The organism is Photobacterium panuliri, from assembly GCF_059920555.1.
Genome location: NZ_CP197193.1, coordinates 456,101 through 480,700 on the forward strand (window position 1 = coordinate 456,101; position 24,600 = coordinate 480,700).

At 45.3% G+C, this 24,600-nt stretch carries 22 protein-coding genes; 19 read left to right on the top strand and 3 right to left on the bottom strand.

The window, feature by feature from the left end:
• Positions 1-13 precede the first annotated feature (13 nt).
• Entirely contained in the window at positions 14-1,219 is a 1,206-nt protein-coding gene (locus tag ACSF8X_RS18220; RefSeq protein ID WP_500851905.1) for a NupC/NupG family nucleoside CNT transporter, read from the top strand.
• A 237-nt stretch (positions 1,220-1,456) separates the two neighbouring features.
• The gene (locus tag ACSF8X_RS18225; protein ID WP_500851906.1) at positions 1,457-1,900 is read left to right on the top strand and encodes a hypothetical protein; all 444 of its coding nucleotides are present in this window, start codon (positions 1,457-1,459) and stop codon (positions 1,898-1,900) included.
• Between the two features lie 53 nt (positions 1,901-1,953).
• On the opposite strand, the gene ACSF8X_RS18230 is transcribed toward ACSF8X_RS18225, so the two are convergent.
• Positions 1,954-2,313 carry an HMA2 domain-containing protein gene (locus ACSF8X_RS18230; RefSeq protein ID WP_500851907.1) on the bottom strand — a complete coding sequence of 120 codons (360 nt, stop codon included), beginning with the start codon at positions 2,311-2,313 and terminating at the stop codon, positions 1,954-1,956.
• Positions 2,314-2,450: 137 nt separating this feature from the next.
• Between ACSF8X_RS18230 and ACSF8X_RS18235 the strand changes: the two genes are divergently transcribed.
• The 6 genes from ACSF8X_RS18235 (at position 2,451) to ACSF8X_RS18260 (ending at position 6,979) form a co-directional block, all read left to right on the top strand.
• Positions 2,451-2,783: an HMA2 domain-containing protein gene (locus ACSF8X_RS18235; RefSeq protein WP_500851908.1), complete on the top strand. Its 333-nt coding sequence runs from the start codon at positions 2,451-2,453 to the stop codon at positions 2,781-2,783.
• Positions 2,783-3,652: a YtxH domain-containing protein gene (locus ACSF8X_RS18240; RefSeq protein ID WP_500851909.1), complete on the top strand. Its 870-nt coding sequence runs from the start codon at positions 2,783-2,785 to the stop codon at positions 3,650-3,652. Before ACSF8X_RS18235 ends, ACSF8X_RS18240 begins: the two co-directional genes overlap by 1 nt.
• A gap of 5 nt (positions 3,653-3,657) precedes the next feature.
• Positions 3,658-3,963 (top strand): magnetosome protein MamC family protein, encoded by a 306-nt coding sequence (locus ACSF8X_RS18245; RefSeq protein ID WP_047879306.1) that lies wholly within the window; start codon positions 3,658-3,660, stop codon positions 3,961-3,963.
• On the top strand, positions 3,956-4,267 hold the full coding sequence (locus tag ACSF8X_RS18250; protein ID WP_500851910.1) for a YtxH domain-containing protein: 312 nt from the start codon (positions 3,956-3,958) through the stop codon (positions 4,265-4,267). The genes ACSF8X_RS18245 and ACSF8X_RS18250 overlap by 8 nt, the downstream gene beginning before the upstream one ends.
• Positions 4,264-6,324: a heavy metal translocating P-type ATPase gene (locus tag ACSF8X_RS18255; RefSeq protein WP_500851911.1), complete on the top strand. Its 2,061-nt coding sequence runs from the start codon at positions 4,264-4,266 to the stop codon at positions 6,322-6,324. Before ACSF8X_RS18250 ends, ACSF8X_RS18255 begins: the two co-directional genes overlap by 4 nt.
• 127 nt (positions 6,325-6,451) lie before the next feature.
• Positions 6,452-6,979, top strand: a complete 528-nt coding sequence (locus tag ACSF8X_RS18260) for an NADPH-dependent FMN reductase (RefSeq protein ID WP_500852116.1) — start codon at positions 6,452-6,454, stop codon at positions 6,977-6,979.
• Between the two features lie 109 nt (positions 6,980-7,088).
• Here the strand turns inward: ACSF8X_RS18260 and ACSF8X_RS18265 are convergent, their stop codons facing one another.
• The gene (locus tag ACSF8X_RS18265; RefSeq protein WP_500851912.1) at positions 7,089-8,459 is read right to left on the bottom strand and encodes an MATE family efflux transporter; all 1,371 of its coding nucleotides are present in this window, start codon (positions 8,457-8,459) and stop codon (positions 7,089-7,091) included.
• A 143-nt stretch (positions 8,460-8,602) separates the two neighbouring features.
• Here ACSF8X_RS18265 and ACSF8X_RS18270 point away from each other — a divergent pair, with 143 nt between their 5' ends.
• From ACSF8X_RS18270 to ACSF8X_RS18320, 11 genes are all read left to right on the top strand, one after another.
• Positions 8,603-9,487: a LysR family transcriptional regulator gene (locus ACSF8X_RS18270; protein WP_047879311.1), complete on the top strand. Its 885-nt coding sequence runs from the start codon at positions 8,603-8,605 to the stop codon at positions 9,485-9,487.
• 58 nt (positions 9,488-9,545) lie between these two features.
• On the top strand, positions 9,546-11,510 hold the full coding sequence (locus ACSF8X_RS18275) for an alkaline phosphatase D family protein (RefSeq protein WP_500851913.1): 1,965 nt from the start codon (positions 9,546-9,548) through the stop codon (positions 11,508-11,510).
• A 43-nt stretch (positions 11,511-11,553) separates the two neighbouring features.
• Entirely contained in the window at positions 11,554-12,159 is a 606-nt protein-coding gene (locus ACSF8X_RS18280) for a YceI family protein (protein ID WP_500851914.1), read from the top strand.
• An 87-nt stretch (positions 12,160-12,246) separates the two neighbouring features.
• Entirely contained in the window at positions 12,247-12,462 is a 216-nt protein-coding gene (locus tag ACSF8X_RS18285) for a DUF3820 family protein (protein ID WP_500851915.1), read from the top strand.
• 880 nt (positions 12,463-13,342) lie between these two features.
• Entirely contained in the window at positions 13,343-14,932 is a 1,590-nt protein-coding gene (locus ACSF8X_RS18290) for an AAA family ATPase (RefSeq protein ID WP_500851916.1), read from the top strand.
• A 14-nt stretch (positions 14,933-14,946) separates the two neighbouring features.
• Positions 14,947-18,390, top strand: coding sequence for an AAA domain-containing protein (locus tag ACSF8X_RS18295; protein ID WP_500851917.1), 3,444 nt, complete (start codon positions 14,947-14,949; stop codon positions 18,388-18,390).
• A complete protein-coding gene (locus ACSF8X_RS18300; RefSeq protein ID WP_500851918.1) occupies positions 18,387-20,078 on the top strand; it encodes a hypothetical protein in 1,692 nt (563 codons plus the stop codon). Before ACSF8X_RS18295 ends, ACSF8X_RS18300 begins: the two co-directional genes overlap by 4 nt.
• The gene (locus ACSF8X_RS18305) at positions 20,078-22,342 is read left to right on the top strand and encodes a hypothetical protein (protein ID WP_500851919.1); all 2,265 of its coding nucleotides are present in this window, start codon (positions 20,078-20,080) and stop codon (positions 22,340-22,342) included. The genes ACSF8X_RS18300 and ACSF8X_RS18305 overlap by 1 nt, the downstream gene beginning before the upstream one ends.
• A 14-nt stretch (positions 22,343-22,356) precedes the next feature.
• Positions 22,357-22,563: a DUF2997 domain-containing protein gene (locus ACSF8X_RS18310; protein ID WP_500851920.1), complete on the top strand. Its 207-nt coding sequence runs from the start codon at positions 22,357-22,359 to the stop codon at positions 22,561-22,563.
• 2 nt (positions 22,564-22,565) lie between these two features.
• Positions 22,566-23,072, top strand: a complete 507-nt coding sequence (locus ACSF8X_RS18315; RefSeq protein ID WP_500851921.1) for a hypothetical protein — start codon at positions 22,566-22,568, stop codon at positions 23,070-23,072.
• A 4-nt stretch (positions 23,073-23,076) separates the two neighbouring features.
• Entirely contained in the window at positions 23,077-23,664 is a 588-nt protein-coding gene (locus ACSF8X_RS18320; RefSeq protein WP_500851922.1) for a 4Fe-4S single cluster domain-containing protein, read from the top strand.
• A gap of 387 nt (positions 23,665-24,051) precedes the next feature.
• On the opposite strand, the gene ACSF8X_RS18325 is transcribed toward ACSF8X_RS18320, so the two are convergent.
• Complete coding sequence (locus ACSF8X_RS18325; protein ID WP_500851923.1) at positions 24,052-24,561, bottom strand: hypothetical protein; 510 nt, start codon at positions 24,559-24,561, stop codon at positions 24,052-24,054.
• Between the last annotated feature and the right edge of the window lie 39 nt (positions 24,562-24,600).

Here is a 24,600-nt window from a genome sequence, read left to right on the forward strand (position 1 = left end):
GTAAGGTTTTGTTATGACTTCTTTATTGGGTATTGCTGTGATTTTTATGCTGGCAGCATTGTTGTCGACAGATCGCCGCAATATTCCCCTCCGAACGGTAGCGGGTGCTTTTGCGTTGCAAATTCTATTTGCCCTTCTCGTGCTCTACATCCCGGCGGGTAAAGAAGCCTTGAATGCGGTTTCGGGGGCGGTTTCTGGTGTGATTGATTACGGCCAGCAAGGAATCGCCTTTTTGTTCGGCAACTTGGCAACCGGTAGTGTTGGTTTTGTTTTTGCAATCAATGTACTGGGTATCATTATTTTCTTCTCAGCTCTGATTTCGGGTTTGTACCATATCGGGCTGATGCCGAAAGTCATCAATGTGATTGGCGGTGGTTTGCAGCGTTTTCTTGGCACTGGTAGGGCTGAGTCTTTATCGGCAACGGCCAATATTTTTGTCGGTATGATTGAAGCGCCGTTAGTGGTGAAGCCTTACCTGAACAAAATGAGTGACTCCCAGTTTTTCGCTGTGATGACGTGCGGTCTGGCTTCTGTCGCCGGGGGAACCCTGGTAGGTTATGCCTCGCTGGGTGTCGATTTGAATTACCTGATTGCTGCTGCGTTTATGTCTGCACCCGCTGGTTTGCTGATGGCTAAAATCATGGTGCCGCCATCGAAGACAAGCCTAGATGCCGATGAGATTACATCGGTAGAGTTGCCACGAGCAACCAATGTTATTGAAGCTCTAGCCGACGGTGCAATCTCTGGCCTGCGTATTGCTGTGACGGTAGGGGCAACCTTGCTCGCGTTCATCAGTGTGATTGCCATGCTCAATGGTCTGTTGGGCAAACTTGGTGATTTGGTTGGCCTGACCTTGAGCTTTGAACTTATTTTGGGCTATCTGTTTGCCCCTGTCGCGTTCGTTATTGGTGTGCCGTGGAATGAAGCTATCGTTGCTGGTGGTTTGCTTGGCAATAAGATTGTCGTGAATGAGTTTGTTGCTTTCATTTCATTGATGGATGTAAAGAGCCAGCTCAGCGAGCATTCCATTGCCATTGTTACTTTTGCGTTGTGTGGATTTGCCAATATTTCAACAATGGCAATATTGATTGGCGGACTGGGGAGCTTGGTTCCTGAGCGTCGGGGCTATATTTCTCAAATGGGCATTCGAGCCATAATCGCAGGGGTGTTGGCCAATTTGATGAGTGCTGCGGTTGCCGGCGTTATTTTGTCACTATAGTTGTTTGAAGGGGGAGCACATGTGCTCCCTTTTTTATTTATGTGTTGTTTGTTCTGTCGCCATCTTGATGATTTCACTCTCTGTAATGCGTCCTTGTATCATCTGCTAATAATTCTTATTTACCTTGCTCTCTTGCTTTGTTAAATTGATAAGGCTCTAAGTTACTGGGCGCTAAGTTCAAAAAGTTCTAGGTTGATGAGGTTCAATTGTATTGAACTTGATATTTGAGGATGGGTTGTGGACGCAAAGAAAGCCCTAAAAAAGCTCAAGAAGAAATTGAAGCCAGAAAGCCATGTGAGTCATCAGGCTTTGGCGGGTCTCAAAAAGAAAGCCCCTGCAAATAGCTGGTTAGGCGAAGAGCTGAGAGGTGAAGTAAAGCAGATCTCTCAAGATACACTTCGTAGTGTGGCATCAGAACTCGCCACGCCGTTGAGCCCTTTATTTTCATGGTTCAATGATGGTTATTCTGGCTCGGGTTTATCTTTATCATCAATAACCACCTCCCCACATGCTCACAGAAGCGATTCCCAACCGGCAGCACCGACGATCAGTCGTATCACGCAGCAATCGTTAGCACTAGCTAAGTTGCCACTTAAATCGCCAGCGTGCAAACGTTGTCCGGCTTTATCTGGCGGGCTGTGTAAATGTGCAGTGAAGAAATTTGGATTAAAAGCAGCATGAACAAGCCGGTTTATCCGGCTTGTTGTGTCTCTGAATGATTGGCAATTTATGGTCTATAAGCTGAGTAACAATCGGCTGACCGATGGGCCAGCAAGTCGTTTCAATGCCATTACAGCCATTCCTCTTGCAAACGTTTTGGTTCCCTTTGCGACAGCATTCTCAATAAATGTTGGTTTGCTATTTTCGCGCAGCCAGTGATGGCTTTCTACGGTTTCGAGGATATCTTCAGCGCTAATTTGGGTGTTATCAAACGAAATAGCAACAGATCCTGCGTATTTTTTGTGCTTGATATCGTAAATTGCATCAATTTCTTTCAGCTGGCTAATAAGTTGCTCGACATCTTCATAGTGATCGCGAATATAGTCAGAGCGAATACGTAAGCGTTTGTGTGTTTGATGAATGTAAGTGTTCATGAAATTGCCAATACAGATGAAAACTATTACTATTCGCGACTTTAGCATTCATCTTGATACAGCGCAAAGAAAACTCGATTACTAATGTCACCTTTTTGATCTTGTGATAGGGTTTCGGCTCACAATAAAAAGATAAAATGATGAAAAAACATATAGATACCGCAATGAAGTTGCGCCGTATGGTAGGGATTGCCCACCATATTCCAGGAAGGGTCAGACTTAAATACAAATTAGGAATAATTGCCCACCTTGCCAGCTTCAATAAGCAGGATATTGAACAATATTTAGCTGACATCCCAGCATTGAAAAACTACAAGCTAAATAGTGCGACCGGCAGTATTGTTATCGAGTACGACGCGGCGATGATCAATCCTGCGGTAATCGAAGCACTGTTTTCGGATTCGGACAGCGACGCTGAGCAGGCCTGTATGGTGCTTGGGCGCTGTATCGATGCAAATGGAGTGTTGTAATGAGCGACAAACAAAACGAAAAAGATATGGAGTGGCCATATGGCAACCCGAGTGAGTGGGCAAGCCAGTTTGCTCAGGAGCAAGGCATCCCTCCACAGGGTATGCCGCCTCAGGGTATGCCACCTTATGGCCAGATGGATGGTCAGATGCATCCGGGGATGATCCCGCCGCATCTTCATCCTTATTACTTTCCACATCATCATCCTTATTTTCATGGTAACCCAGCGATGGCACATGCTGCGATGATGGGGATGCCTGCTTGTGGTATTCCGCCTCAGCCAGCGGCGGCGATGAATCATGGGATGCCTCCTCATGTCCATCCGCATATGTGGGCGGCTCATATGGCGATGATGGCTCAGGGAATGGTGCCTCCGGGTACACCGCAACAGCAGGGCGAGCAATCACAGCAAGCCCCAAACACGGATGACGCATTAGATCCGATGTTCGAGCAGGCTCAAGCCATGCTTGAAGGCGCATTGGGTGAAGATGCAGGTATGTTTAAGCAAATTTTAGGAACAATGGGTATGAACGATAAAGAGTTTTGGAAAGGTGCAGTAGTCGGTGCGGCGGCGGCGTTGGTATTGAGCAATGAAAATGTTCGTAAGGGCTTGATGGGCCTTGTGAGCAATGCAGGTAGCATGCTCAAGTCTGGCGGTGAGACCGTGAAAGAGACGGCTGTGCAAACGGCGTCTTCTGTAAAGCAGGGTGTATCTACAGGTGGTGAGATTTTCCGCGATACATACGGTGCCGGCAAGGAAGGCTTTAAAGAGTCGCTAGATCGCCATCGTACTCAGCCTGAGTTTGACCAAGATGAGACTGACGTAGAGGAAATGCGTCATGATCTATCTCAGCGTCCAACCGGCGAGTAAGAGCGATGAGTAATTCTTCCAATCAATTACACCCGGCAAGCAGAGCAATGCTGGTAGGGGCGATTGTGGGGGGAACGGCTTCTGCGGCCAGTCAGTGGCAATCACACAAGAAGGGCGATATTGATACCAACCAAATGGTAGCCAGTGTCGCTCGTGATTCTCTAAAAGCCGGATTAGTCAGTGGGGCGACCACTTATGTTGCCGATAAAATGGCAGGGCGCCCGATTCTCTCTATGCTCACCATACTCAGTGCTAGTGCTGCTGGCCTGTACCTTCTTGATAATATTACGGATAAAACAAACCATGAATAATAAATATCCATATTACGGTTACCCATACCATATGCCTCATCATGTAACCCCTCAGGTTCAGGGCCAAGTGCAGGAATCGGCGTATAAGAAAAAGAATACCAAAACACATTTTTTGATGGGGGCTGTAGCCGGTGCTGCCGTAGCCTATTTGCTGACCAATAAAACATTCCAGCAGGGTGTTGCAACAACGGGTGAAAAAGCGTGGTCGACGGTTCGCGGTGAGGTGGAAGAGCTGAAAGAACGTCTAGAAGATACCCAGGCTGAGCTTGAATATTACCGTAACCTGCATAAAGGTGAGGAATGATTGAGTTACAAGTCCGTCACCATTTTCCCGGGCGTATTCGTTTCAAGGCCATGTGCCTGAAACACTTTCCGGGTATTGGAGATTGGGTTAAGCAAAGCCTGATGGCGATACAGGGCATAACAGAAGTACGGGTTAACGAGCCTGCCTGTACTGTCGTGATCCAGTATGATACCGATGTGATAAGCCATAAGGCGATAAAGTCACGTTTGGCCGAGATGGATCTCGAAAGCGGTGAGCGGGCCGATAGCGAGCATATCTATACCCGTGGTGATGTAGCCCTGAATGTGATTGGCACCTTGGCTGCTGCAATGCTGCCCCAACGTTGGGCGGCATTGTCAACTGCGACCCTGATCGCCCCGACACTTTTTGCCGGATTGGATGATCTTCGTCAGCGAGAGGTGTCAGTTGAAGTCCTTGATGCTATTGCGATTGGTCTATCGGCGTGGCGGGGTGATTACCGTACCGCGATGATGACCCAGAGCTTGGTTAGTCTTGGCGAGTATATGGAGCACCAAACCAGCCGCAGTAGTGATCAACTGCTGGCTGAGCTGATGCAACCAAAAGACTGTGTTGTGTGGAAAGTAACGCAGAGCGGGCAGGAGCAGGTTTGTTCCAGCACGCTGCAAGTTGGCGATATCATTGCGTTGATGCCGGGTGATGCGATACCGATTGACGGTGTGGTGGAAAGCGGCACAGCATTGATCAACCAATCCGCACTGACAGGCGAAAGTGTGCCGGTGCGGCGTGAAGTTGGTGCATTCGTATACTCTGGCACGTCAGTGCATGATGGCGGTATCAAGGTTCGCGTAGAAAAAGTGGGTAGTGAGGCAACGACTGCCAAAATTGCCTCTTTGATCTATGAGTCGCTGAGTGAGAAGAGTGAAACCCAGCAGGTCACGCAGGAGATGGCAAAACGCAGGGTGAAAATCACCCTGGGCATCGGTGCCGCGGTGTTTGCTCTGACCCAAGATGTGAATCGTGTCGCATCTGTTTTCTTGGTTGACTACTCCTGTGCCTTGAAACTCAGCACCCCCGTAACATTCAAATCAATCATGTTCCGTGCCGCGCAACAGGGCATTTTGCTCAAGGGCGGTAGTGCCATTGAGAAACTGGTTAAAGTGGATACCTGCGTATTCGACAAAACCGGTACCCTGACGCATGGTGATATGGAAGTGACCGATGTGGTCACCTTCTGCAGTGAAAATACGGCAAGGGATGTACTGGCTATTGCGGCGTCTGTCGAAGAGCACAGCAGCCACCCATTGTCGCAAGCGGTTGTTTCTGCGGCAGCCAATAATGCCCTGCCTCATATTGATCACGGTGAGGTCGAATATGTGATTGCACACGGGTTGCGCAGCACATTGGATGGCCACTGTCTGGTGATGGGAAGCCGTCATTTCCTTGAGTCTCATGAGGGTGTTGATTTTGCGTGTGCCGAACAAAAAATTCGTGAATACGAAGAGAAAGGCCGCCATCTGATTTACATTTCCTATGACCATCGCCTGATTGGCATGATCGGTCTGCGGGATCACCTACGTGAAGACGTTATGGCAACGCTGGCTGAACTTCGTGCATCGGGGATCTCTGAACTGGTCATGATATCGGGTGATAGTGCCTTCAAAGCCAACATGCTTGGTGATGAGCTTAAGTTGGATCGGGTTTTTGCTGAGGCCACACCCGAGAGCAAGTCACAGATCATTGAGTCGTTGAAGCAGCAAGGCAAGACGGTGATGTTTGTTGGTGATGGGGTCAATGATGCCCCGGCATTGACAAAAGCGGATGTGGGTGTAGCTATGTGCAATGGTACAGAACTTGCCCGTCAGGCAGCCGATGTTGTTCTGTTACGCGATCAACTATACGGTGTCGCGCAAGCTCGTCAGCTGGCGAATATTGCGATGTCGATGGTAAACAGCAATATCAAGCTTGCTGAATACATTAACAGCGGCATTATGCTGGCGGCTGCGTTGGGCTGGTTGAATCCGGCAGCGAGTGCCATTCTCCACAATGGTACAACCTTGTCGATTCTTGCCCGTTCCCTTGCGGTTAGGCACGGATAACAAGTGTCAACGTATGACTGAAAAGAAGCCGAGAGTGATCTCGGCTTTTTTATGTGCGCTGTACCCACAGTGGCTTGATTATTGTAGGCTAATATGGATATATCCATCCAACTGTAGGGATACAATGATGAAAGTTATCGCTTTTGCAGCTTCAAGCAGTACAACATCAATTAACAAGCAGCTTGTTACTTATGCCGTATCGCATTTGCCAAATGCCGAGGTAGAAGTACTCGATCTGAACGATTTTGAATTGCCTTTGTTCAGTGAAGACAAAGAAAAAGTGCTGGGACAGCCTGAGTTGGCTAAAGCGTTCTTGAAGAAAATTCATGATGCGGATGCTGTTGTGATCTCTTTTGCCGAGCATAATGGGTCGTACTCGGTCGCTTATAAGAATTTATTTGACTGGTGTTCGCGTATTAACCCTAAAGTGTATTTGAACAAATCGGTTGTTTTGCTGGCAACGTCGCCGGGACCTGGTGGGGCAAAGAATGTGTTGGCGGCGGCTAGCGGGTCGATGCCATTTTTTGGCGCTGAAGTGAAGGCTACGGTATCGATACCGAACTTTTATGAGAATTTTGATCAAGAGCGTCAGGTTTTGAGTCATCCCGAATTCAACAGTGAAGTCATGTCGGCGGTCAGTTTGCTGGTTGTTTGAGGGAGCAAAAGATCAACGAGAAGCTCAGATCCTGCTCCCATCAGAAGGGGAAGAATACCCCTTACTTATGAAAAAAGCCGCATTGCGCGGCTTTTGTGTTTGAAGGGGATTAAACCGGGCTGGGTTCCAAAATTGTTTTGTGGACCGAGCGGCTTTTTGAGCGCAGATCTTTAAGAAATATCGGCAAGACCACGCTGGCCAGAACGATATTGGATAACGGAACCGATAGCCAAACCCCGTCTACACCTAGCCACTGCGGCAAGAAGTATAGGAAAGGTAACTGGATGAGCATGTTGCCAACGGAGATAGCCAGCGCTTTACCAGCTTGGTTGACTGACATAAAGTATACCGATGCCAGCGCAAGGAAACCGTCCAAGAACATGGCAAACAGATGCAGTCTCATACCATTGACCGTTTCATGAGCCAGCAGGGGATCGCCTTTGCTGAATAGAGCGACAAGTTGAACGGGGAACAGATTGAGGATAGCAACGGCAACAATACCGCTCAAGAGTACAATCTTAGCCGCCAGCTTGACGATGATGGTGATTTTCTGGCCCTCTCTCGCGCCATAGTAATAGCTCACAGGTGGCTGCATACCACTGGCGATACCTTCAGCAAGCAGGTAGTACATGGTCATCAGATAGCCGACAATGGCAAATGCGCCAACGTGAATCGCATTGCCGTAGGCCATGAAGAGTTTGTTGTGCAGTGCGACGACAAAGCTAAAGTAGGCATACATGAAAAGGCCAGAGCTTCCCAGCGAAATAACTTTGACTCCCAGCCTCGGTGAGAGAACGAAGCTGTTAATGCCCAGTCGCAGTGATGAAAAGCGGCTGAAGAAGTAGCCGAGTGCTGTGATTGTAATCGCGATCTGGGCGATGACAGTAGCCACTGCAGCACCTTTTAGTCCCATTCCAAAATGACCGATGAACAGATAATCAAGAATGATATTCAGTACGGCGCCTGCTGCCATCAGTAAGGTTGCCAGATTCGGGCTATCATCGTTGCGCACCAGCATCGGCATTGCCCCAGCGGCAATGGTGAATACTGCACCCCATGAAAAGACCTGAATATATTCCAGCCCCATTGTCAGTGGTTTGCCCGTTGCGCCTTGCATCGTAAGAAAGAGCGGCGCAAGATAGTGAAGAACAAGATAGAGTAACGCGCCAGCAGCGACCATCAAGGCCACCGCGGTTGACAGTGTGTGTTTGGCGAGGGATTCGTTGCCTTCGCCACGGTAAATAGAAATCAGGCTCCCGGCTCCCATACCGATGAGGATACCGATACCGGCAATGATGCCAATAGCCGGCCATGCCATATTGATCCCGGCAAGCCCTTCATAGCCAATGAAGTGACCGACAAAAATACCGTCGATCACTTGATATAGGCCGTTGACTAGCATGGCGACTACAGAGGGAATGGCATAACGCCAGAATGTGCGCCTGATGTCTTTTTTATTGTATTCGGTTTCGACTTGCATCGTGTTCTCAATATATTGTGTTATTGCCCCTAATTATCCTCTTTTTTTAGATTGGTTTAAGCTAGAATCTATCCGGTTTTCGGATAGGTTGGGTGTCTGGCCATTCGCTACAGAAGGTGAGTGAGCCCACGGTGAGGTGAAAAATGCATTGGACATTGGATCAGTTAGAGGCGTTTGTTTGTGCGGCCCAGCAAGGATCATTTTCGGCGGCGGCCCGTAAAATGGGCAAAGCCCAATCACGGGTAAGTACGGCGATCAGCAATTTGGAGTTAGATTTGGGGTTCGAGCTGTTTGACCGGACCTCGCGTCAGCCCGTATTGACGGCTGCTGGCGAGGATATGCTAGTGGAGGCAAGGGCTGTATTGGCCCAGTGCCAACGGATGCAGTCGAGGGCGATGACGGTGGCACAAGGAGAGGAAGCCACTATCGTTATCGCCATTGATGAAGCTGTACCCTTAATGGCATTTGAGATGATGTTCGTGACTTTGTCTGAACTTTATCCCAATTTGAAACTGACGATTTTTAATGGTTCGCAACAGGATATCGCCCAATGGGTAGCCAGCGGCAAGGCTGATTTCGGAGTGCTTTTCCATCAGCATACATTGCTTGAAGATCTTGAATTTACATCTGTCGGTAAATTTAAGTATTGCTTGATTGTGTCTCGTAAACACCCATTGGCCCAAATTCCTGCTCCGACAGTCAATGATTTGTCGCAGCATCGCCAGTTGGTGATCCGTGACCGAATGGGATTAGGGCAGGCCAAGCCGTTATCATCGAATTACTGGCATATTGATAGCTATTACATGATATCGGCAATGGCGACCCGGGGCATAGGTTGGGCGCTGGTACCAGAACATGTTGCCAAGGAAGAATGGTACGTGAATGATGTGGTTGAGTTATCGACAGAGGAAATTCCAGATCCCTTGATGGTCGAAATAGGGATCGTGAAGCGTCGTGACAAGGGATGCGGTAAAGTAATGCAGTGGATGTACGAGGAATTGGAAAAGATATTTGATGTCGCGCCTTGATAGGCACTTCGTACTCACTGAGCGTTTAAATAGGTCATAGAACAAGAGAAATAAAAAGATGACGAAAAATTTTAGCTGTAGCGGAGATAATGCCGAAGCAGCTCTTAAAGATACGTTGCCATTGGTGTTGGCCGGTCCGGTAATTCGCCGGGCAACGGCGGATTCGTTGACAATATGGCTGGCGGTAAGCAAACCTCTGAACGGATATTTCGAAGTCTGGGTAGAGAATGAAGGTTACGGTAAGCAGACGTTGCTCAAGGTCGATTTGGCGATGGGGCAGCATATTCAGGTTGGTCGCCATGCATGGATTTACCAGCTGACGGCCTCTCACTCTTGCCCGATAGACACGCCACTGAATTACGATGTTGTTACCCAGCAGGGCAGCCTTACGGCATTGATGCCGTATTTGTGTTATCCGGGGCAATCACACCTTAATATCGTGATTCGCACAAAGGCCGATTATGTGATGCACGGCTCGTGTCGCAATCCTCATTATCCGAGCAAAGACAGTTTGGTTGCCGCAGATAACAAGGTTGCCGGTCAGGCATATCACGAGCGACCGTCTTTGCTGATGATGAGCGGTGATCAGATTTATGCTGACCATGTTGCCGGGCCGATGCTGGATGCTATCCAGCAGGTTATTGACCTATTGGGGTTGTACGGCGAACAGTTTGATGATGCCCCCGTGGCAGATTCTGAAGCCCTGTATCAGCATGCCGATAATTTCTATTATCGAGACAAGCTGCTACCGCATTATATGGAAGGTGGCGAAGAGGTTATTGAGCAATTTCCGAAATTTGCCGCATGGCTTCGTCGTCGCTCGCCGGTTTTCAGCTCGCGAGAGTCGGGCAACCACCTGATCACGTTCGCTGAGTTTATGGCGATGTATATTATGGTTTGGTCGCCGTCGTTGTGGGAGATTGTCGATTCCGGACGCTTGGCGAAGCAGCACTTTCGTGTGGCAGGGAGGGCTATTGAACCCACCTGGCAGCAGCGTTGGGCCGAAGAGAAAATTGAAATCGACAATTTTGTCGCGGGCCTGCCACAGGTACAACGCCTGATGGCGCATATTCCTACCTACATGATTTTCGATGATCACGATATTACCGATGACTGGAACCTAACGGTGGGTTGGGAACGGGCTGCTTACGGCAATCCTTTTTCTCGCAGGATCATCGGTAACGGTTTGATTGCTTACTGGCTATGTCAGGGGTGGGGTAATGCCCCTGAGCATTTTGGCGATGAATTCCACCATAAAGCGTCGACATTTTTCAGTGATCCGCAATCAGCGACGCAAGATGATTTTATTGATTATCTCTACCGTTTCGAGCAGTGGCACTACACGATCCCGACCACGCCAAAAATGGTGGTGCTGGATACCCGAACCCGGCGCTGGCGTTCGGAATCCAAGATGAACAAGCCGTCAGGGCTGATGGATTGGGAAGCCCTGATGGAGTTCCAGCAGGAGTTGCTGCATGAGCCTGCCGTGATCATTGTTTCGGCGGCGCCTATGTTTGGGGTTAAGTTTATTGAAACCCTGCAAAAAATGATGACTTGGCTCGGTCAGCCGCTCTTGATTGATGCTGAGAACTGGATGGCCCATCCCGGTTCGGCCAATACATTGATCAGTATATTTACCCATACCAAAACACCGACGAACTTCGTCATTCTGTCGGGTGATGTGCATTACTCATTTGCGTATGACGTCAAGCTGCGAGTGCGTAAGTGCAAGCCGAATATCTTCCAGATAACCTCCAGCGGCATCAAAAATGAGTTTCCTAATGGATTGCTGCGCGTTTGCGATTTTATGGACCGGATTCTATACAGCCCGCGTTCGCCGCTTAACTGGCTGACTAAGCGTAAACGATTGAAGATTCTCAAGCGCGATCCGGATTTGCCGAATAATCATCGCTTGGTGAACCGTAGTGCAATTGGTGAGGTAAGACTCGATCCTGATGGGCGTCCAATGGAGATTGCGATCCTCACTGCTGAAGGAGATCGCGTATCGTTTCCAGCTGCATGACCTATAGTAAAAAGGATGTGTCTGTTTTTAGGGGGAAATGATAATGTCGGTAAGGAAAAATGGAATTATTACGGCTGCTTTAACCTCGCTGGTGGGGGGGATGATGCTGGCGAGCATGCCCGTGTGGGCTGGGTGGAAGTTGGATAATCAGCAGTCGAGTATCCATTTTGCGTCGGTTAAAAACGATTCGGTTTTCGAGCAACACGGGTTTCGTAATCTCAGCGGTTCGATTGAAGATAGCGGCAAGGTATCTTTGAGTATCGATCTAAATAGTGTAGATACTCAGATTCAAATTCGTGACGAGCGAATGAAAAAAGAATTGTTTGATACGAAGAGTTATCCCATCACCCAAGTATCTGCAGCCATTGATATGGCGATGCTGGAAAAAATAGCAGCAGGCAAAACATCGACCACTACGGTCGAGTTTGAGTTGGATTTGCATGGCAAAAAACAGCCGCTCAAGGCTGAAGTGCAGGTAACAGGGTTGGATAATGGCGGGCTATTGGTGACAACGGTAGAGCCGGTTGTGATTACCGCCGATGCGTTTGGGCTGGCCGATGGGGTGAACAAGCTTAAGGATATTGCCAAGCTTAATTCCATTTTGATGAGTGTTCCGGTGAGCGCCAATTTGGTGTTTGTCTCTGAATAACCGTGTTATTTTGAGCCGATAGATGAAAAACAGCCCCTATCAAAGGGGCTGTTTTTTGAGATGTTGTTATGACAACAGGTTAAGAATATGTTTGATAAAGAAAAAATCGTTAAATTGGCGAATACCAAGATGCCGTATGGCAAGTATGCAGGCAGGGTGATCATTGATTTGCCGGAAGAGTATTTGTTGTGGTTCGCCAAAAAAGGATTCCCAGAAGGTGAGTTGGGTATGCTGATGGCTTTGGCATTAGAGATGCAGATTGAAGGGCTGGAGAGTGTGATCAAGCCTTTAAAGCGAATTTGATTGTTTAGAAATACCTAAACTTTCAGTAGGTTTGAAGTACTTCCTTTCAGACGATGCTCCCATGGGGTGTTGCTATGTATAAAGTAGCAACAAGTGAAGGGAATGATTCTGATGTAAACAGAATTTATTAATAGTTGATATGCTTATATGGAAATCGTGGTTGTACAACAAGGCATGATTTTCATATGTTCCTTCCCACATTTATTTTAGATAATTGTATTATTTCCAGGTGTTTTTAAAATGAATTATCCAAGCTGTAAGCATTGATATTTGGAATGCTATCATGATGGTTCAAGTTTAGGTTATTTATAATTGACCGTATTTAGTTATCCCCAAAGGTATGTGGAGAGAAGTAAAAGTATGAAAAGATAGTTTGCCAGGATATTTATCTCCTGTAAGATTGATGTGTTTACTGAGTATCTGACAAAGCATATTGTTCATCATACTCATGAAGCTGTAAGTTATTAAATTGATTGTGTTAGTGATGAAAAACAATTTACAGTGATCAATCTTCCACTTTTTAAAAACAATACAGTTATAGTTAATTGGATTATCGTTATTTTGTTATGAAAAAAGAAGGGTATTGGTGTTCGACTATTGTTGAATATAAATTTCACGATAATCATGGGTTTAATGGTTGCTTAATTTGAAGGGGTATTATTAAGTTGATTGTTTTAATTTGCAATTTCTAGATGTCACCACTTAATGGGTGCTCAAATTACGTTCGTTTTTAAATTGGTTAAGCATTCCCGTCAAGTTAATATTTCATATATGAGCATATAATGCTGGGTAAGTATATGCTATCATTTTTTTGCTATATAAATGATGTCGGTTATGATGACACTTAAACTTCTAGTCGTTATTACCTATGGAATGAATAATGAATTTTGCTGATAAACTTACAATTAATATTCAATCATCAGCAGCACTAAATCAGGTTATTAGCCATGAAACCTTACGTATACGTGCTGCTTGTTCACGTTCGTCTGAAATACTAGGTCGTAAATTGTTTGTTTGGAGCAGTCCTGTGGGATTGCGTCAGTACAAGGATGGAATTTGGAACGATTGCGATGAAGGTGATCAGCCTCATGAGGTTTTAGAATGGTTACTGGAATACAGTCATGAAGATGGACGAGATGATTTCATTTTACTGCTGGAAGACTTCCATCATTTTCTGACCGCTGCTGACCATACGCTAATTAGTCGTTTGCGTGCGTTTGCCATTGCTGTTGCGACACGCGAAATAACCGGTTGTTCAGTTGTTCTTTCTCAGCCAATACCGTTATTGCCGTCAGAGTTGGAAAAAGACGTTCAGGTTTTGGAGATGCCATTACCGGATATTGAAGATCTTTGTAAAATCATGCTACAGGCCAAGCAACGTTACGATATTGATGATCGCGATTATCAGGAATCATCCAGCTTTCTTGAAGCCGCATTAGGTTTGTCGACCAGTGAAGCCCAAATTGCATTTTCCAAAGCAGCATGCAAATACAAACGGCTGACAGAATCTGAAATTCCTTTCATTGTAAAAGAAAAAGAGCAAGTCATCCGTAAATGTGGTCATCTCGAGTACTTTCACCCTAAAGCCACACTAGATGATATTGGTGGTTTAGATAACCTAAAGTCCTGGCTTCACCGTCGACGTCAGGCCTTTACCTCGGATGCTCGTGCTTTTGGACTTGAAACCCCGCGCGGCGTCTTGCTACTTGGTTTACCAGGTACAGGTAAAAGCCTCGCAGCCAAAGCTGTTGCAGATGCCTGGCAGTTGCCGCTGTTGAGGTTGGATATGGGAAAAATCTACGGCGGTATTGTTGGTCAGTCAGAAGCCAATATGCGTTCAGCCTTGCAAATGGCGGAAGCTCTTTCACCAAGCATTCTTTGGGTAGATGAAATCGAAAAAGGTCTTTCAGGCATGCAAAGCTCTGGCTCGACTGATGGTGGTACTACCGCTCGTGTACTCGGAAGTTTTTTGACTTGGATGCAGGAAAAGGAAAAACCAGTATTTGTGGTAGCTACTGCAAACCATATAGCTCAATTACCACCTGAGTTGCTGCGTAAAGGTCGGGTCGATGAAATCTTCTTCGTTGATCTTCCAGTGCAGCAAGACCGCAAGGAAATTCTCTCGATTCACCTTAAACGCAGGGATCGGCTGGACGACTTTTCTGAAGAGGAGCTTGATGAATTGGCAGCTAACAGCAAAGGTTTCACTGGTGCCGAGTTGGAAGAAGCGGTTAAGGAAGCCATGTTCCTTGCCTTTGATGAAGGTCATCAGCTGAACAAGGATGATATTCTTACCGCCATCCTGGCAACGGCACCGCTTTCCCAAACTATGGAAGAAATGATCAGTCGAACTCGTCAGTGGGCCAAAGGTAGAGCGGTTGCGGCCAGTTCATCAGAACCTGAAGCGCTGGAGAAAACGACCAATAAAAAGCCTCGACTGAAACAGGAAGGCGAAAACCCTTTTATCTGATTGAGCTGTAGCGAATGGATAATCCTTTTTTTACTGCCCTAGAGGGCGATGGTCTTACTGGACCAGAACTGGCATGTCAAACCAATCAGGTTTTAATGCCGTTCGTACACTACCTTAACAATAGTATCAAAGCACTGGAAAGCAAAGAAGTCACTTGTGAATGGAAGCCAGTTGTCAATCGGTGTTATCGATTAACTCCGAACAAACGGATTTACCAGATCACTCCCGTCAGTGAAATTGAAATTATCTCTGGCGAGGATGGCTGGTATGAAATTCTCTGCGAAGCGGATGAAAATCCGCTAGATGAGGACTTTGTCCCTGAGACCGATGATCCAGTTATTGTCGGCAAGGGAGCAAATCGTCAGCGATTTTCTCTTTCTGAAGAGCACTTTCAATCAGCCAATGGTCAGTACAAGCTTTATCTGCCTGAGCTTAGTGAAGTAGATGTCATTCAGTGGAGTGGTTACCAGCTGTTGATTCGCCCGCTGTCTGCTCCACTAGGTGAACTGGCTGAAGTGTATATTGATGGTCACGTTTGTCCGGTTAAATCAATTGATAGTAATCATATACGCTTGCAGGGTCAGGTTAGTGGCCAAAGCACGTTGTCGATTAATGGACAGAACACCAGATTCAAACTGATTTCTTCGCTGGATAAACAGCAGATCGAAAGTTATTCACCACTTAACAAAGGTAATGGCTGGCTGTTGTTTGCGAGCCAACAGCCAGAGCTTGAATCTCATCAGGTCAAAGATGTGACTACCGTATTGCTAGGGGAAATAACGCCTGACTACTTGACTTTGAATGGTAATTTATTGAGTCGAGATCAGTGGGGACTTGAGACAGACAAGGATGGCCTGACATTGGAAGCGAGAGATACACGACTTGCTTCCATCGATAACAAATCGGAGATGCTGTGCGCTCGGTATCCGGCTCTTTCGTTCAGTGTTAGCAAAGACAATATTGACGAGAAGTGGATTCAGTTAATTGAAAAGGATTCGGGTGATGATACCGGTAAGTCTGAACTGGATCATTTCTTCGGCGATAACATTAAGGTTCTGGATAACACGCAAAGAAAGCATGACAACGGTTTTCGGATTTTGAAAGCCCGCCCTGAAGAGCGACAGATTTTACTGGCGCGAAATATTCGCGGGAAAAAAAGCAGGCAGAGCGAATATCCATCGAATCAAGGGAAAATATGGGAAATTCGCGTAAGTGTTGATACTTCACAATTGAGAAAGCAAAAAGCTGCAATTAATGATTTGATGACACGCCCTGCTGGTGGTCATGCACCTTTGATTCACCTGTTACAGGACCGACAAAAAAAATGTTGGCAAGATATTCAGCCTGAGACAAATATTCAGTGGCAGGTGCTGACCAATTCTGATTTTGATGGTTGTGATCGTCAGCGCGAGTTTGTGACCAAGGCGTTAGCCACACCCGACTTTGCCATTTTGGATGGACCTCCGGGAACAGGCAAAACAACGACAATTATTGAACTGATTATTCAACTGGTTATGCAGGGAAAAAGAGTGCTGCTTTCGGCATCTACACATGCTGCAATCAATAATGTTCTGGAAAGAATTCAAGAAAATTCAACCTTGAGCAATCGCATATTTCCACTTCGCATTGGTGATGAAAGCAATGCCATAGGTGTTGAGGATTTTCATTTTGATAATGTTTATCAACAGCTTAGGAAAGATTCTAGCTGTGGAGATTTCAGTCAACAGCTTATGGTAGATGCTTCTAATTTAGTGTGTGGCACAACGATTGGTATCTTGCGGCTGTTTAACGAACGGGACGTGACCTTAGATCGTGGTGAACCGCCGTTTGATGTGATGATAATAGATGAATGCAGTAAAACTACCTTTCAGGAATTTCTGGTGCCGGCTCGCTTTGCCAAACGCTGGGTTCTGGTTGGGGATGTGCGTCAGCTATCGCCTTTTACTGACCGTGAGCAGATCGTCGCTAACCTAGACAATCTAATGTTGGTGCCACCAAAAGGTAAAAGACCAGCCCAAACGCTCTCTAAGTCTGTACAGCAAGCTTGTTATTTGTTGGAGGAGTTAAGAGGAAATCCCTCTCGAAGTGAGCTTCCTTATCTGCAGCCTATGTTGGTTCCTGTTACTACTGGTGTACTACAGGCTCTGGACGATGAGATTAGTGCGCGTCATAGCCAGAAAAACCTAAATAAAGGGCTTGACCATATTCTGCTGGTTCAACAGGGACGCGCAGTAAAGCTGACATCTTCTGGGTTAACGGATATGTCAAGACTGGCGCAAGAGCCTTGGCATCTATATGACAGTTCGCTCTGTTTTGTAGATGAAGCGTGTATGGCACAGATACAGAGAATAATTCCGGACGACATGTTGGTATTGCATCCAGATTGGCAGCGCACTGAAAATGCTTTTCATCATAGAGCCGCAGGGCGAACGGCAGTTAAGCCATTCAAGGTTAAGACAACAGATTACTCTGATACTAGTACGATAAATAAAGAGCTGTTGGACCGTTTTGACCAGAGCAAATGGTCTGAAGAAGTCTGCTGGCGTCTGGAGAGGGAATACTGGTTACGCCAGTCGGCGAACTACCAGAAGAAAACCGGTTATTTGTCTGACACGTTGGAACGTTTATTTCCCAAGTCGGTTAATGCTGATGGTCGAATTCATGTCCTGAAAAATATAGCTTTTCCTTCGATTCTTGAAGCATTGTCGGGGGATGGTTTGGTCAAGCGTAAGAAGGACGATCCTACTACGCTGAATCAGGGCTTTGACCGCCATGAAAAGGAACAAAGGCATTCGACGCTGAGCTATCAACACCGGATGCATCCGGATATTTCGGCCTTCCCTCGAAGGCAATTTTACCCTGAAGGGGTTTTAATGGATGGAAGTCAGTCCCGACCTGGCCGAGACTGGAATTATGGCCGTTACAAAACACGTAATACCTGGCTGGATGTTCAAGGAGATATTTATAGGAATGCAAATAAGAGTGAAGTAAAGGCGATTATTCAGGAGCTTATAACTTTCTGTGAATGGGCTGAAAATAAAAAGAAAAATGACAAAGGTGAAGCTTTTGATGTGGCTGTGCTGACTTTTTATAAAGGTCAGGAAAAAGCTCTTAGAGAGGCCATGCAAAAAGAATTGCCCGGAAATAACAACCGTTACGCCCGTTTTAGTTTTAAGGGTATATCTATTAAGTTGGCAACTGTTGATTACTTCCAGGGGCAAGAAGCCGATCTTGTCTTTTTATCAATGGTTAACACACATCGTGATGGTTTTATGGATTCTCCAAACAGACTGAATGTCTCAATCACACGTGCTCGTTATCAACTCGTTTTAGTCGGTCATCATGAGTATTTTAGTCAACGCTCCAGAACGGAAGAGCTTAAAAAATTGGCGCAATCTTGTCATGTGTCTCGTGTGGAAAATAGCTTTGGGAAAAAGGCTAGAAGGTACAAAAAATGATGAACGGTAATACTATGTCTTCGCAGAAAGAGCGGAAAAAAAGCAATAAGCCCTCTGGTAATAATAACTCGTTAGGTGGAGTTAACAAAAAAGAGAGGACCAGCCTGAATATTAAAATGAAACGGCAGGTTGAAGCTAAGCGTTACCCTATCATTGCGCAATTGACGTTTAAACAAAAAAGAACAGATCTTGTATCGCTGCTGAAAGCAACTCAACAGAATCCAGAGACAATGCCTCCTCGTTTGGTGGAGTACCTTAAACGGGAAAAGTTGTGGGATTCAGAAACTGTATCTCTGACCCCAAAAGGTAAAGAGGTTGTCGATACGGGGTATGTGGATGTGAGGGAGCGTGGGTTGTACCATATCTGGTATACCCATAATGACCCTTTGTTAGGTATATCCCCTTTGCTGATTCAGCGGGACACCGCCTTTTTTGAGCCAAATAGCAAGCCTTGGAAAAGCGGTGCTGATGCCCGCAACTCTGAGTTTGGTGTCAAGGTTACTACCACTGTGGACTTGTTGGATGAAACCTACGATGGTCAGAAGACCAATTTGTCTCAGCACTCGCTTACCCTGGTATCATTGCAACCGGAGGTCCTATGTTCGCCTGAAGCGTCGGTTTATTTGGATTTTGAATGGCAGCTTGGGTTTGAGCATTCAGAGGTTTTCCTTAAAGGTCAGTTGGAATCTCTTTCTTTTTCTAAGAAAAATAAAGAGCCAGAGCCTCGTAGCTTTAAACGTCAAATCAGTGGGTATCAAGAACATTTGAATAAGGTGTTGGAGGCGATTGCCAGCAGGCTTGATGGACTTTGGGATGAGAGTGTTCAACGGATAGTTGTGGCATTTGAAGAAATCCAAAAATATCCACAAGCTGTTCAGAATTTTGAAGTTAGGTCTCATGAGATATCACAGTTGTTAACGGATTTTGGGAGATTCAAACAAACTGAGGTTTGTCATTTACCGATTAAACCTAGAGATAGCATTGATGCAGAACAGTGGCAGTTAGCTTGGCTGAATGATTTCCACTCACAAGATTACCGACGCGATTCAGATGCCCATATTCAACAATCTTTGTGGCTTGATCATGAGTCCATGGCTGATTTCGATCTTCCTTTGAAAACTGGCCAAGAACTACTGGACTGTTTTGTAAGAGAAAGCCAACCGAAATCATATTGGCATGTGGCGGCAATGTTAGATTTATCACCATCTCGAAGTAAAAAGCAAAGGCTTCCAATTACCTTGATAAACTCAGAGGTACTCAATATCAGGGAGCTTATTGGGCAACTTACGGCGGGTGACTCAGTTCAATTTGTGATCTATTCCGACCGATATGTGCATACCAGCAAACAAAGCAGAAATCTTAATAGCATCGCCAACTATGTGGAAGGTGCAGAAGGTTTGTTGATGACACTGAATCCTCCTAGAGGAAAACGTGAAGCCGATTTACCTGAAAACTGGCAGCGTCGTATTTTGGATAAACAAAGCGATAACCATGGTCGTTATTGGGTGTTTATTGGGGCTTCCCATACATGGTGCTGGGAATGTACTAGTGGACTGGACTTTATTTGTGACCGCGATGGTGGTTTTATTGTTGATGGTACGCCTAGCTTTACACCCAAGGAAGAAATTGAGCTTCCACGTTATTTACAAAAAGCTATCAATGCAATGAAAACAGTGGAGATTATGTAATGGCAGTTATTAAAGCAAAACGTAAATACTTCAGTATGGATTATTCCAGCGAAGTATTACCGCCGCTGTTTAAAAAGCAAGATAGTGACAGCAATTTTGCTGAAGACTTGTTACAAATTGATAGTGAAAGAGTAAAAGAAGAGATCAATAAGTCTGCTCTCACATTGGTTATTGCAACTGATCAGATCAGAAGCCAACCCCTGATTCAGGCTTTACAGGCAAAAGCCGATAGTGGGGTTCGCATCTATCTTATGTTAGGTGATACAAATTTCAATCAGCCGGCTATTGATGCCTTATCTGGGCGTTGTCTGGTTCGTACTGGAGTCTCTCAAAAAGGGGCTTTGATATTGCGTGATCACTCTACGAATAACGCTCAGGGAGTGTTAGCTATGAATCATCAGTTATTCTCTGTAGCTGAGGAACAAAGCTGGGCAATCCAACTCGAACCACAACAAATTGAGGATAGCTTCCGCAGTTTCTGCAAACTGTTTTGGGAGCACAGCCAGGACGAATACTTACTGCAAAATCAGTTAAATAATAAGGCTACGCATCCTGATGGCAATATCGTTACCAATCATTCACATCAGCTGTGTGGCACTCTGAAAGAATGCTTAAACGATACGTTTGCAAGCCTTCAAGGGGTCAGTCATAACACATTTGGTATAAAAGAAAACGATCATTTACTATTGCTTGAGACTAATTCACCTGATGTTCAGGCTCGGCATGGCGTGGCTTTAAGTGATACCTTGCTCCCAACGTTATTGCTCTCTGAGCAAGGTGATTGGCTGCTTCCTGATGCTTCTGATTTTGGTTTTTCTAATTGGTGTTTGCGCTTATCTGAGCAGCAAAGTCAGCAGTTAGCGGCTGCTTACGAAAATGCAATTAATGATGCAGCTTGGCAATATAAGTCTAGAGCTATGCTTGAAGAGTTTGGAGATAAGCAAACTCTGCGTTTTGCTGATCAGCCTGATCTGATTCGGCTGGTTGAGCAACAACGCAAAAAGGAATTGGAGCCGGTCTTGACCCAATCTATTGATAGCTTCCTAAACGACGAACCTGAAAGATTGGCTCAATCCCAGATTGGTTGGCAGCGAGATTTTTTGGCACACCAAATCGATTTTGATGTCATGGTTCATCCGCCTTACTGTCCCAAAGCGGCCAAAACAGATGGGTTATATGCAGATTGGGACAAAGCCGAAGAGGATTGGCAAGAGCGCCTATCAGCATTGGAACATCAACAGCAACTTATTGATAAGCAACAGGCCGGAATTGCCGATAAGTTAAAGGGGTTACTGAAAGGCTTCTTGTTGGGGCAGGGTCAATCAGTAAAAAAACTGAATCAAGAACTGTTAGAACTGCAGCAGTGGTCAGTAAGTCGAGCAACACCTGCTGAACGAGATGAGTATCGTAAGCGTTTTGAAATGTTGATTAAGGGTGTTCACGCTCGTGGTCAAAGCACTACTACAGAAATGGATAAAGCAGAGCAGAATTATCAGTGGGAACAAAAACGACAGCAACTTGTGAAGCAGCACGATGATGCCGAGTCTTTCGTTAGCGCCAAGCAGAATAAACTTGAATTCCTGACTTCAAAAAAATCGCAAAGCCAGTCCGAGGCTGAAAATGCATTCATCCAGCGCTGGAAAGAAGCTGTTGAATCACTTTCTGATGAGCAACTTAAAAACCTAAAAATTCATGATATTCAGCCTGGACAGTTTCTTCCTGATGAGATGCCAGAAGACCAAGAGTTACAGGAGGTTATCCGCCTACAGGCAACGGATAACTTTATTACTGCCATTAAATCGGCCCTTCTTGTTATGGATTTTAACGCTGCTTGTGAATGGCGTCATTCACTAAAAGAAAAGGTCTTCAAAAAGTATTATGGCTCCATGAACCGTGTATTTGAGGATCACAAACAAGCTTTAGAGAAAATTGATCGAGATCTGAAAGCTGTACGTGATGATGTAGATAAAGTTCGGAGAGCGTTGGTAAGTGCTGAGCAGGCCTTAACAGATCATGGTTTACGATTTGAGTACAAGCCCAATAATGGAACTCACGCATTTGGGAAACAATTGGGTCTCAAGTCATCCGGAAATACTAAATCTCGATTTGATTGGCCAAAGGAAGACTTGCCAATCGAGGGCTTGGAACTGAAAGCTGATGGTAAGCTGCGGTGGTTAGTCATTAATGATACCGACCAGTTGGAGCAAGCGCGCAAAGACGCGGAACGTCTGAATGCCGTTATCTGTGTAAATGATCCAGCTTAATAGGGAGACTGGTTATGCCTGAACAAAAAATAGTAATCACTATTGATGAAGAAGGTAGTATCACTGCCAAAACCAGTGGTTTTAAAGGAGATAGCTGTCTGGAGGCACTGGATGAATTGCTGAACCTGGAAGGAGCTGTTACCAGCCTTAAGAAAACAGACGAATTCCATCAGCAACAAACGGTTCAGCTAGGCCTTACTCAGGAAATCAAAAGGAAGTAGACATGAGCGCAGTAATCAAAACCGCCACCCCTTTTGTGATTGAGTCGGTACTGGTAGCAGCACTGGAAGCGGTTGATGCTGAGCCGATTCTTGTAAATCAAGCATTGCTCTCTGAGTTTTCTCAGCGCAACAGGGTTATCGTGGGAGATATTCTTACCAATCGACAGGATTACAATGGACGGCAGTTTTTCCGTAAGGTAGAAGAGCGTTGGATTCTGATGCATGACCAGGACGAATATAACGGTAGATTGGTCTCAAAACTTGCTGATAAGCGTTATTTACCTGTCAGTCGTTTTCTAATTGAATTAGGAAAAAACTATGATGCTGCTTACCAGCAGCATCTTGATGAGTTGGCCGAGCTGGACCGTATTCGTCTTGAAGAAGAGCGTAAGGAGCGGATTGAGGCAACTCGCCGACAAGCCATCGCAAAAGCCAAGGCTCAAGGGTATTCGGTAAAGGAAAACAGAAAAGGTGGTCAGATCCAGCTGGTTCTGACGCGTACGGTGTAGTTCAATGGCTAAGGACTATGGTGAATACTTTAACATTGCTCATATTGAACCTCTGAGTCATATCTATGGTCCGGGAGAGCGCTTTGTCGTTTGGTTTCAGGGTTGCGCACTAGCTTGCGAAGGTTGTTGGAATCGTGACATGTGGTCCTTTAAAAGTAAGCAGCTTGTTCATAGAAAGCACTTGCTTGAGAATATCCTTCATTCGCCAAGTATCAAAGGGGTTTCCTTCTTAGGAGGGGAGCCTCTTCACCAATCTGACAATCTTTGGTGGCTGATTAGGCAAATTAGGGAGCGTTCACACTTAACCATTTTTTTATTTACTGGTTACGAGGAAGACGAATTAAGGCGGCAGAATCACATATCAAATATTCATCAGTTATGTGATATTGCGGCGATTGGACGCTATCGAGATGACAGAAGAAACATAAACCAACAATGGATAGGCTCCGATAATCAAATCATCATTTACCCTGATAATTCAAGAGAGTCAATTGAACCTCAGCGCATCAATCAAGTTGAAATCATTATTGATAGTGATGAGAGTGTACGAATTTTAGGTTTCCCTGATGATGAGTTAAAAGGTGAGTTTTAAATTCATTCAACACAATTCTTTATACTATACAATAAATGATGAACGTTTTTAGTTGTGTATTTCGGTGATGTGGTGATCCCTAAGTCCATCTTATATATATTCATCATAACTATTACGGTGTGTATCAGCTAGTTTAAGACAAACAGTATTGAATCTGGCTGGCTATTGTCTTTCTTGCACCATGGGGAAATTTGATTTGCTGATAAAGCGAGAAAGGGAAAGTAACGAAGATCAGTCTAATGTAAAAGGTAGAAATCAACTGGGTGGTGTATAGAATAAAAATAATTTTTATTGTGTGATGTGATTTTACTGGTAATGTTTTCGGTTAAATTTAAAAGTGCACGGGCTGTGAATATTAATTTTAGCCTTAAAACGCACTTTTCGTTGTCAGTTAACATGGCATGTCTTTAATTGATTTACTAGGTTCTGGTACAGGTCATCTTTTTTTATAACTTCAATTCGTTGCACTGAATCGTTTGAAATTAAGAAAAGATAACCAGTATTGTATGATTTAGAGAAAAAGTGATAGATATGTAGATCCCCACATAAAAAGTTATCAACAGGCAATGTTATACCAAATGCAGCTTGCTGCTCTTTTGCCAGAGAGATCAGCCAGTCAGGAAGTGTCAGCATTGTTTCTGGTTCAAATAGAGAGCGGAAAAAGAGAGGGGTTATACTTGTAAGGTTAATGGATGGTGCAAATACTCGTTCTGGGTCTATGTGCTCGTGCATTATAGTTCCATCATCATACCGTATAAGTAATGAGCTGAGACTATGAGCAATTGCATCGGGTTGTGAAAGTGTCAGTGCTATCTTAGGCGTCAATTTTAGCTCTATATCTGCTAAGGACGGAAAACTAGCCAGTAAGATAAAAATTGGAATGAAAATATAATGCATTATCGCAGCCCTAAGTCTAAAAAAGGTAAAATATATAAT

Excerpts from the sequence above, each read along its gene's own strand:
- ACSF8X_RS18285 (WP_500851915.1), top strand. The coding sequence starts at position 12,247 with ATGTTTGATAAAGAAAAAATCGTTAAATTGGCGAATACCAAGATGCCG.
- ACSF8X_RS18250 (WP_500851910.1), top strand. The coding sequence starts at position 3,956 with ATGAATAATAAATATCCATATTACGGTTACCCATACCATATGCCTCAT.
- ACSF8X_RS18310 (WP_500851920.1), top strand. The coding sequence starts at position 22,357 with ATGCCTGAACAAAAAATAGTAATCACTATTGATGAAGAAGGTAGTATC.
- ACSF8X_RS18305 (WP_500851919.1), top strand. The coding sequence starts at position 20,078 with ATGGCAGTTATTAAAGCAAAACGTAAATACTTCAGTATGGATTATTCC.
- ACSF8X_RS18295 (WP_500851917.1), top strand. The coding sequence starts at position 14,947 with ATGGATAATCCTTTTTTTACTGCCCTAGAGGGCGATGGTCTTACTGGA.
- ACSF8X_RS18220 (WP_500851905.1), top strand. The coding sequence starts at position 14 with ATGACTTCTTTATTGGGTATTGCTGTGATTTTTATGCTGGCAGCATTG.
- ACSF8X_RS18320 (WP_500851922.1), top strand. The coding sequence starts at position 23,077 with ATGGCTAAGGACTATGGTGAATACTTTAACATTGCTCATATTGAACCT.
- ACSF8X_RS18240 (WP_500851909.1), top strand. The coding sequence starts at position 2,783 with ATGAGCGACAAACAAAACGAAAAAGATATGGAGTGGCCATATGGCAAC.
- ACSF8X_RS18260 (WP_500852116.1), top strand. The coding sequence starts at position 6,452 with ATGAAAGTTATCGCTTTTGCAGCTTCAAGCAGTACAACATCAATTAAC.
- ACSF8X_RS18265 (WP_500851912.1), bottom strand. The coding sequence starts at position 8,459 with ATGCAAGTCGAAACCGAATACAATAAAAAAGACATCAGGCGCACATTC.
- ACSF8X_RS18280 (WP_500851914.1), top strand. The coding sequence starts at position 11,554 with ATGTCGGTAAGGAAAAATGGAATTATTACGGCTGCTTTAACCTCGCTG.
- ACSF8X_RS18245 (WP_047879306.1), top strand. The coding sequence starts at position 3,658 with ATGAGTAATTCTTCCAATCAATTACACCCGGCAAGCAGAGCAATGCTG.
- ACSF8X_RS18275 (WP_500851913.1), top strand. The coding sequence starts at position 9,546 with ATGACGAAAAATTTTAGCTGTAGCGGAGATAATGCCGAAGCAGCTCTT.
- ACSF8X_RS18290 (WP_500851916.1), top strand. The coding sequence starts at position 13,343 with ATGAATTTTGCTGATAAACTTACAATTAATATTCAATCATCAGCAGCA.
- ACSF8X_RS18255 (WP_500851911.1), top strand. The coding sequence starts at position 4,264 with ATGATTGAGTTACAAGTCCGTCACCATTTTCCCGGGCGTATTCGTTTC.
- ACSF8X_RS18300 (WP_500851918.1), top strand. The coding sequence starts at position 18,387 with ATGATGAACGGTAATACTATGTCTTCGCAGAAAGAGCGGAAAAAAAGC.
- ACSF8X_RS18315 (WP_500851921.1), top strand. The coding sequence starts at position 22,566 with ATGAGCGCAGTAATCAAAACCGCCACCCCTTTTGTGATTGAGTCGGTA.
- ACSF8X_RS18325 (WP_500851923.1), bottom strand. The coding sequence starts at position 24,561 with ATGCATTATATTTTCATTCCAATTTTTATCTTACTGGCTAGTTTTCCG.
- ACSF8X_RS18270 (WP_047879311.1), top strand. The coding sequence starts at position 8,603 with ATGCATTGGACATTGGATCAGTTAGAGGCGTTTGTTTGTGCGGCCCAG.
- ACSF8X_RS18230 (WP_500851907.1), bottom strand. The coding sequence starts at position 2,313 with ATGAACACTTACATTCATCAAACACACAAACGCTTACGTATTCGCTCT.
- ACSF8X_RS18235 (WP_500851908.1), top strand. The coding sequence starts at position 2,451 with ATGATGAAAAAACATATAGATACCGCAATGAAGTTGCGCCGTATGGTA.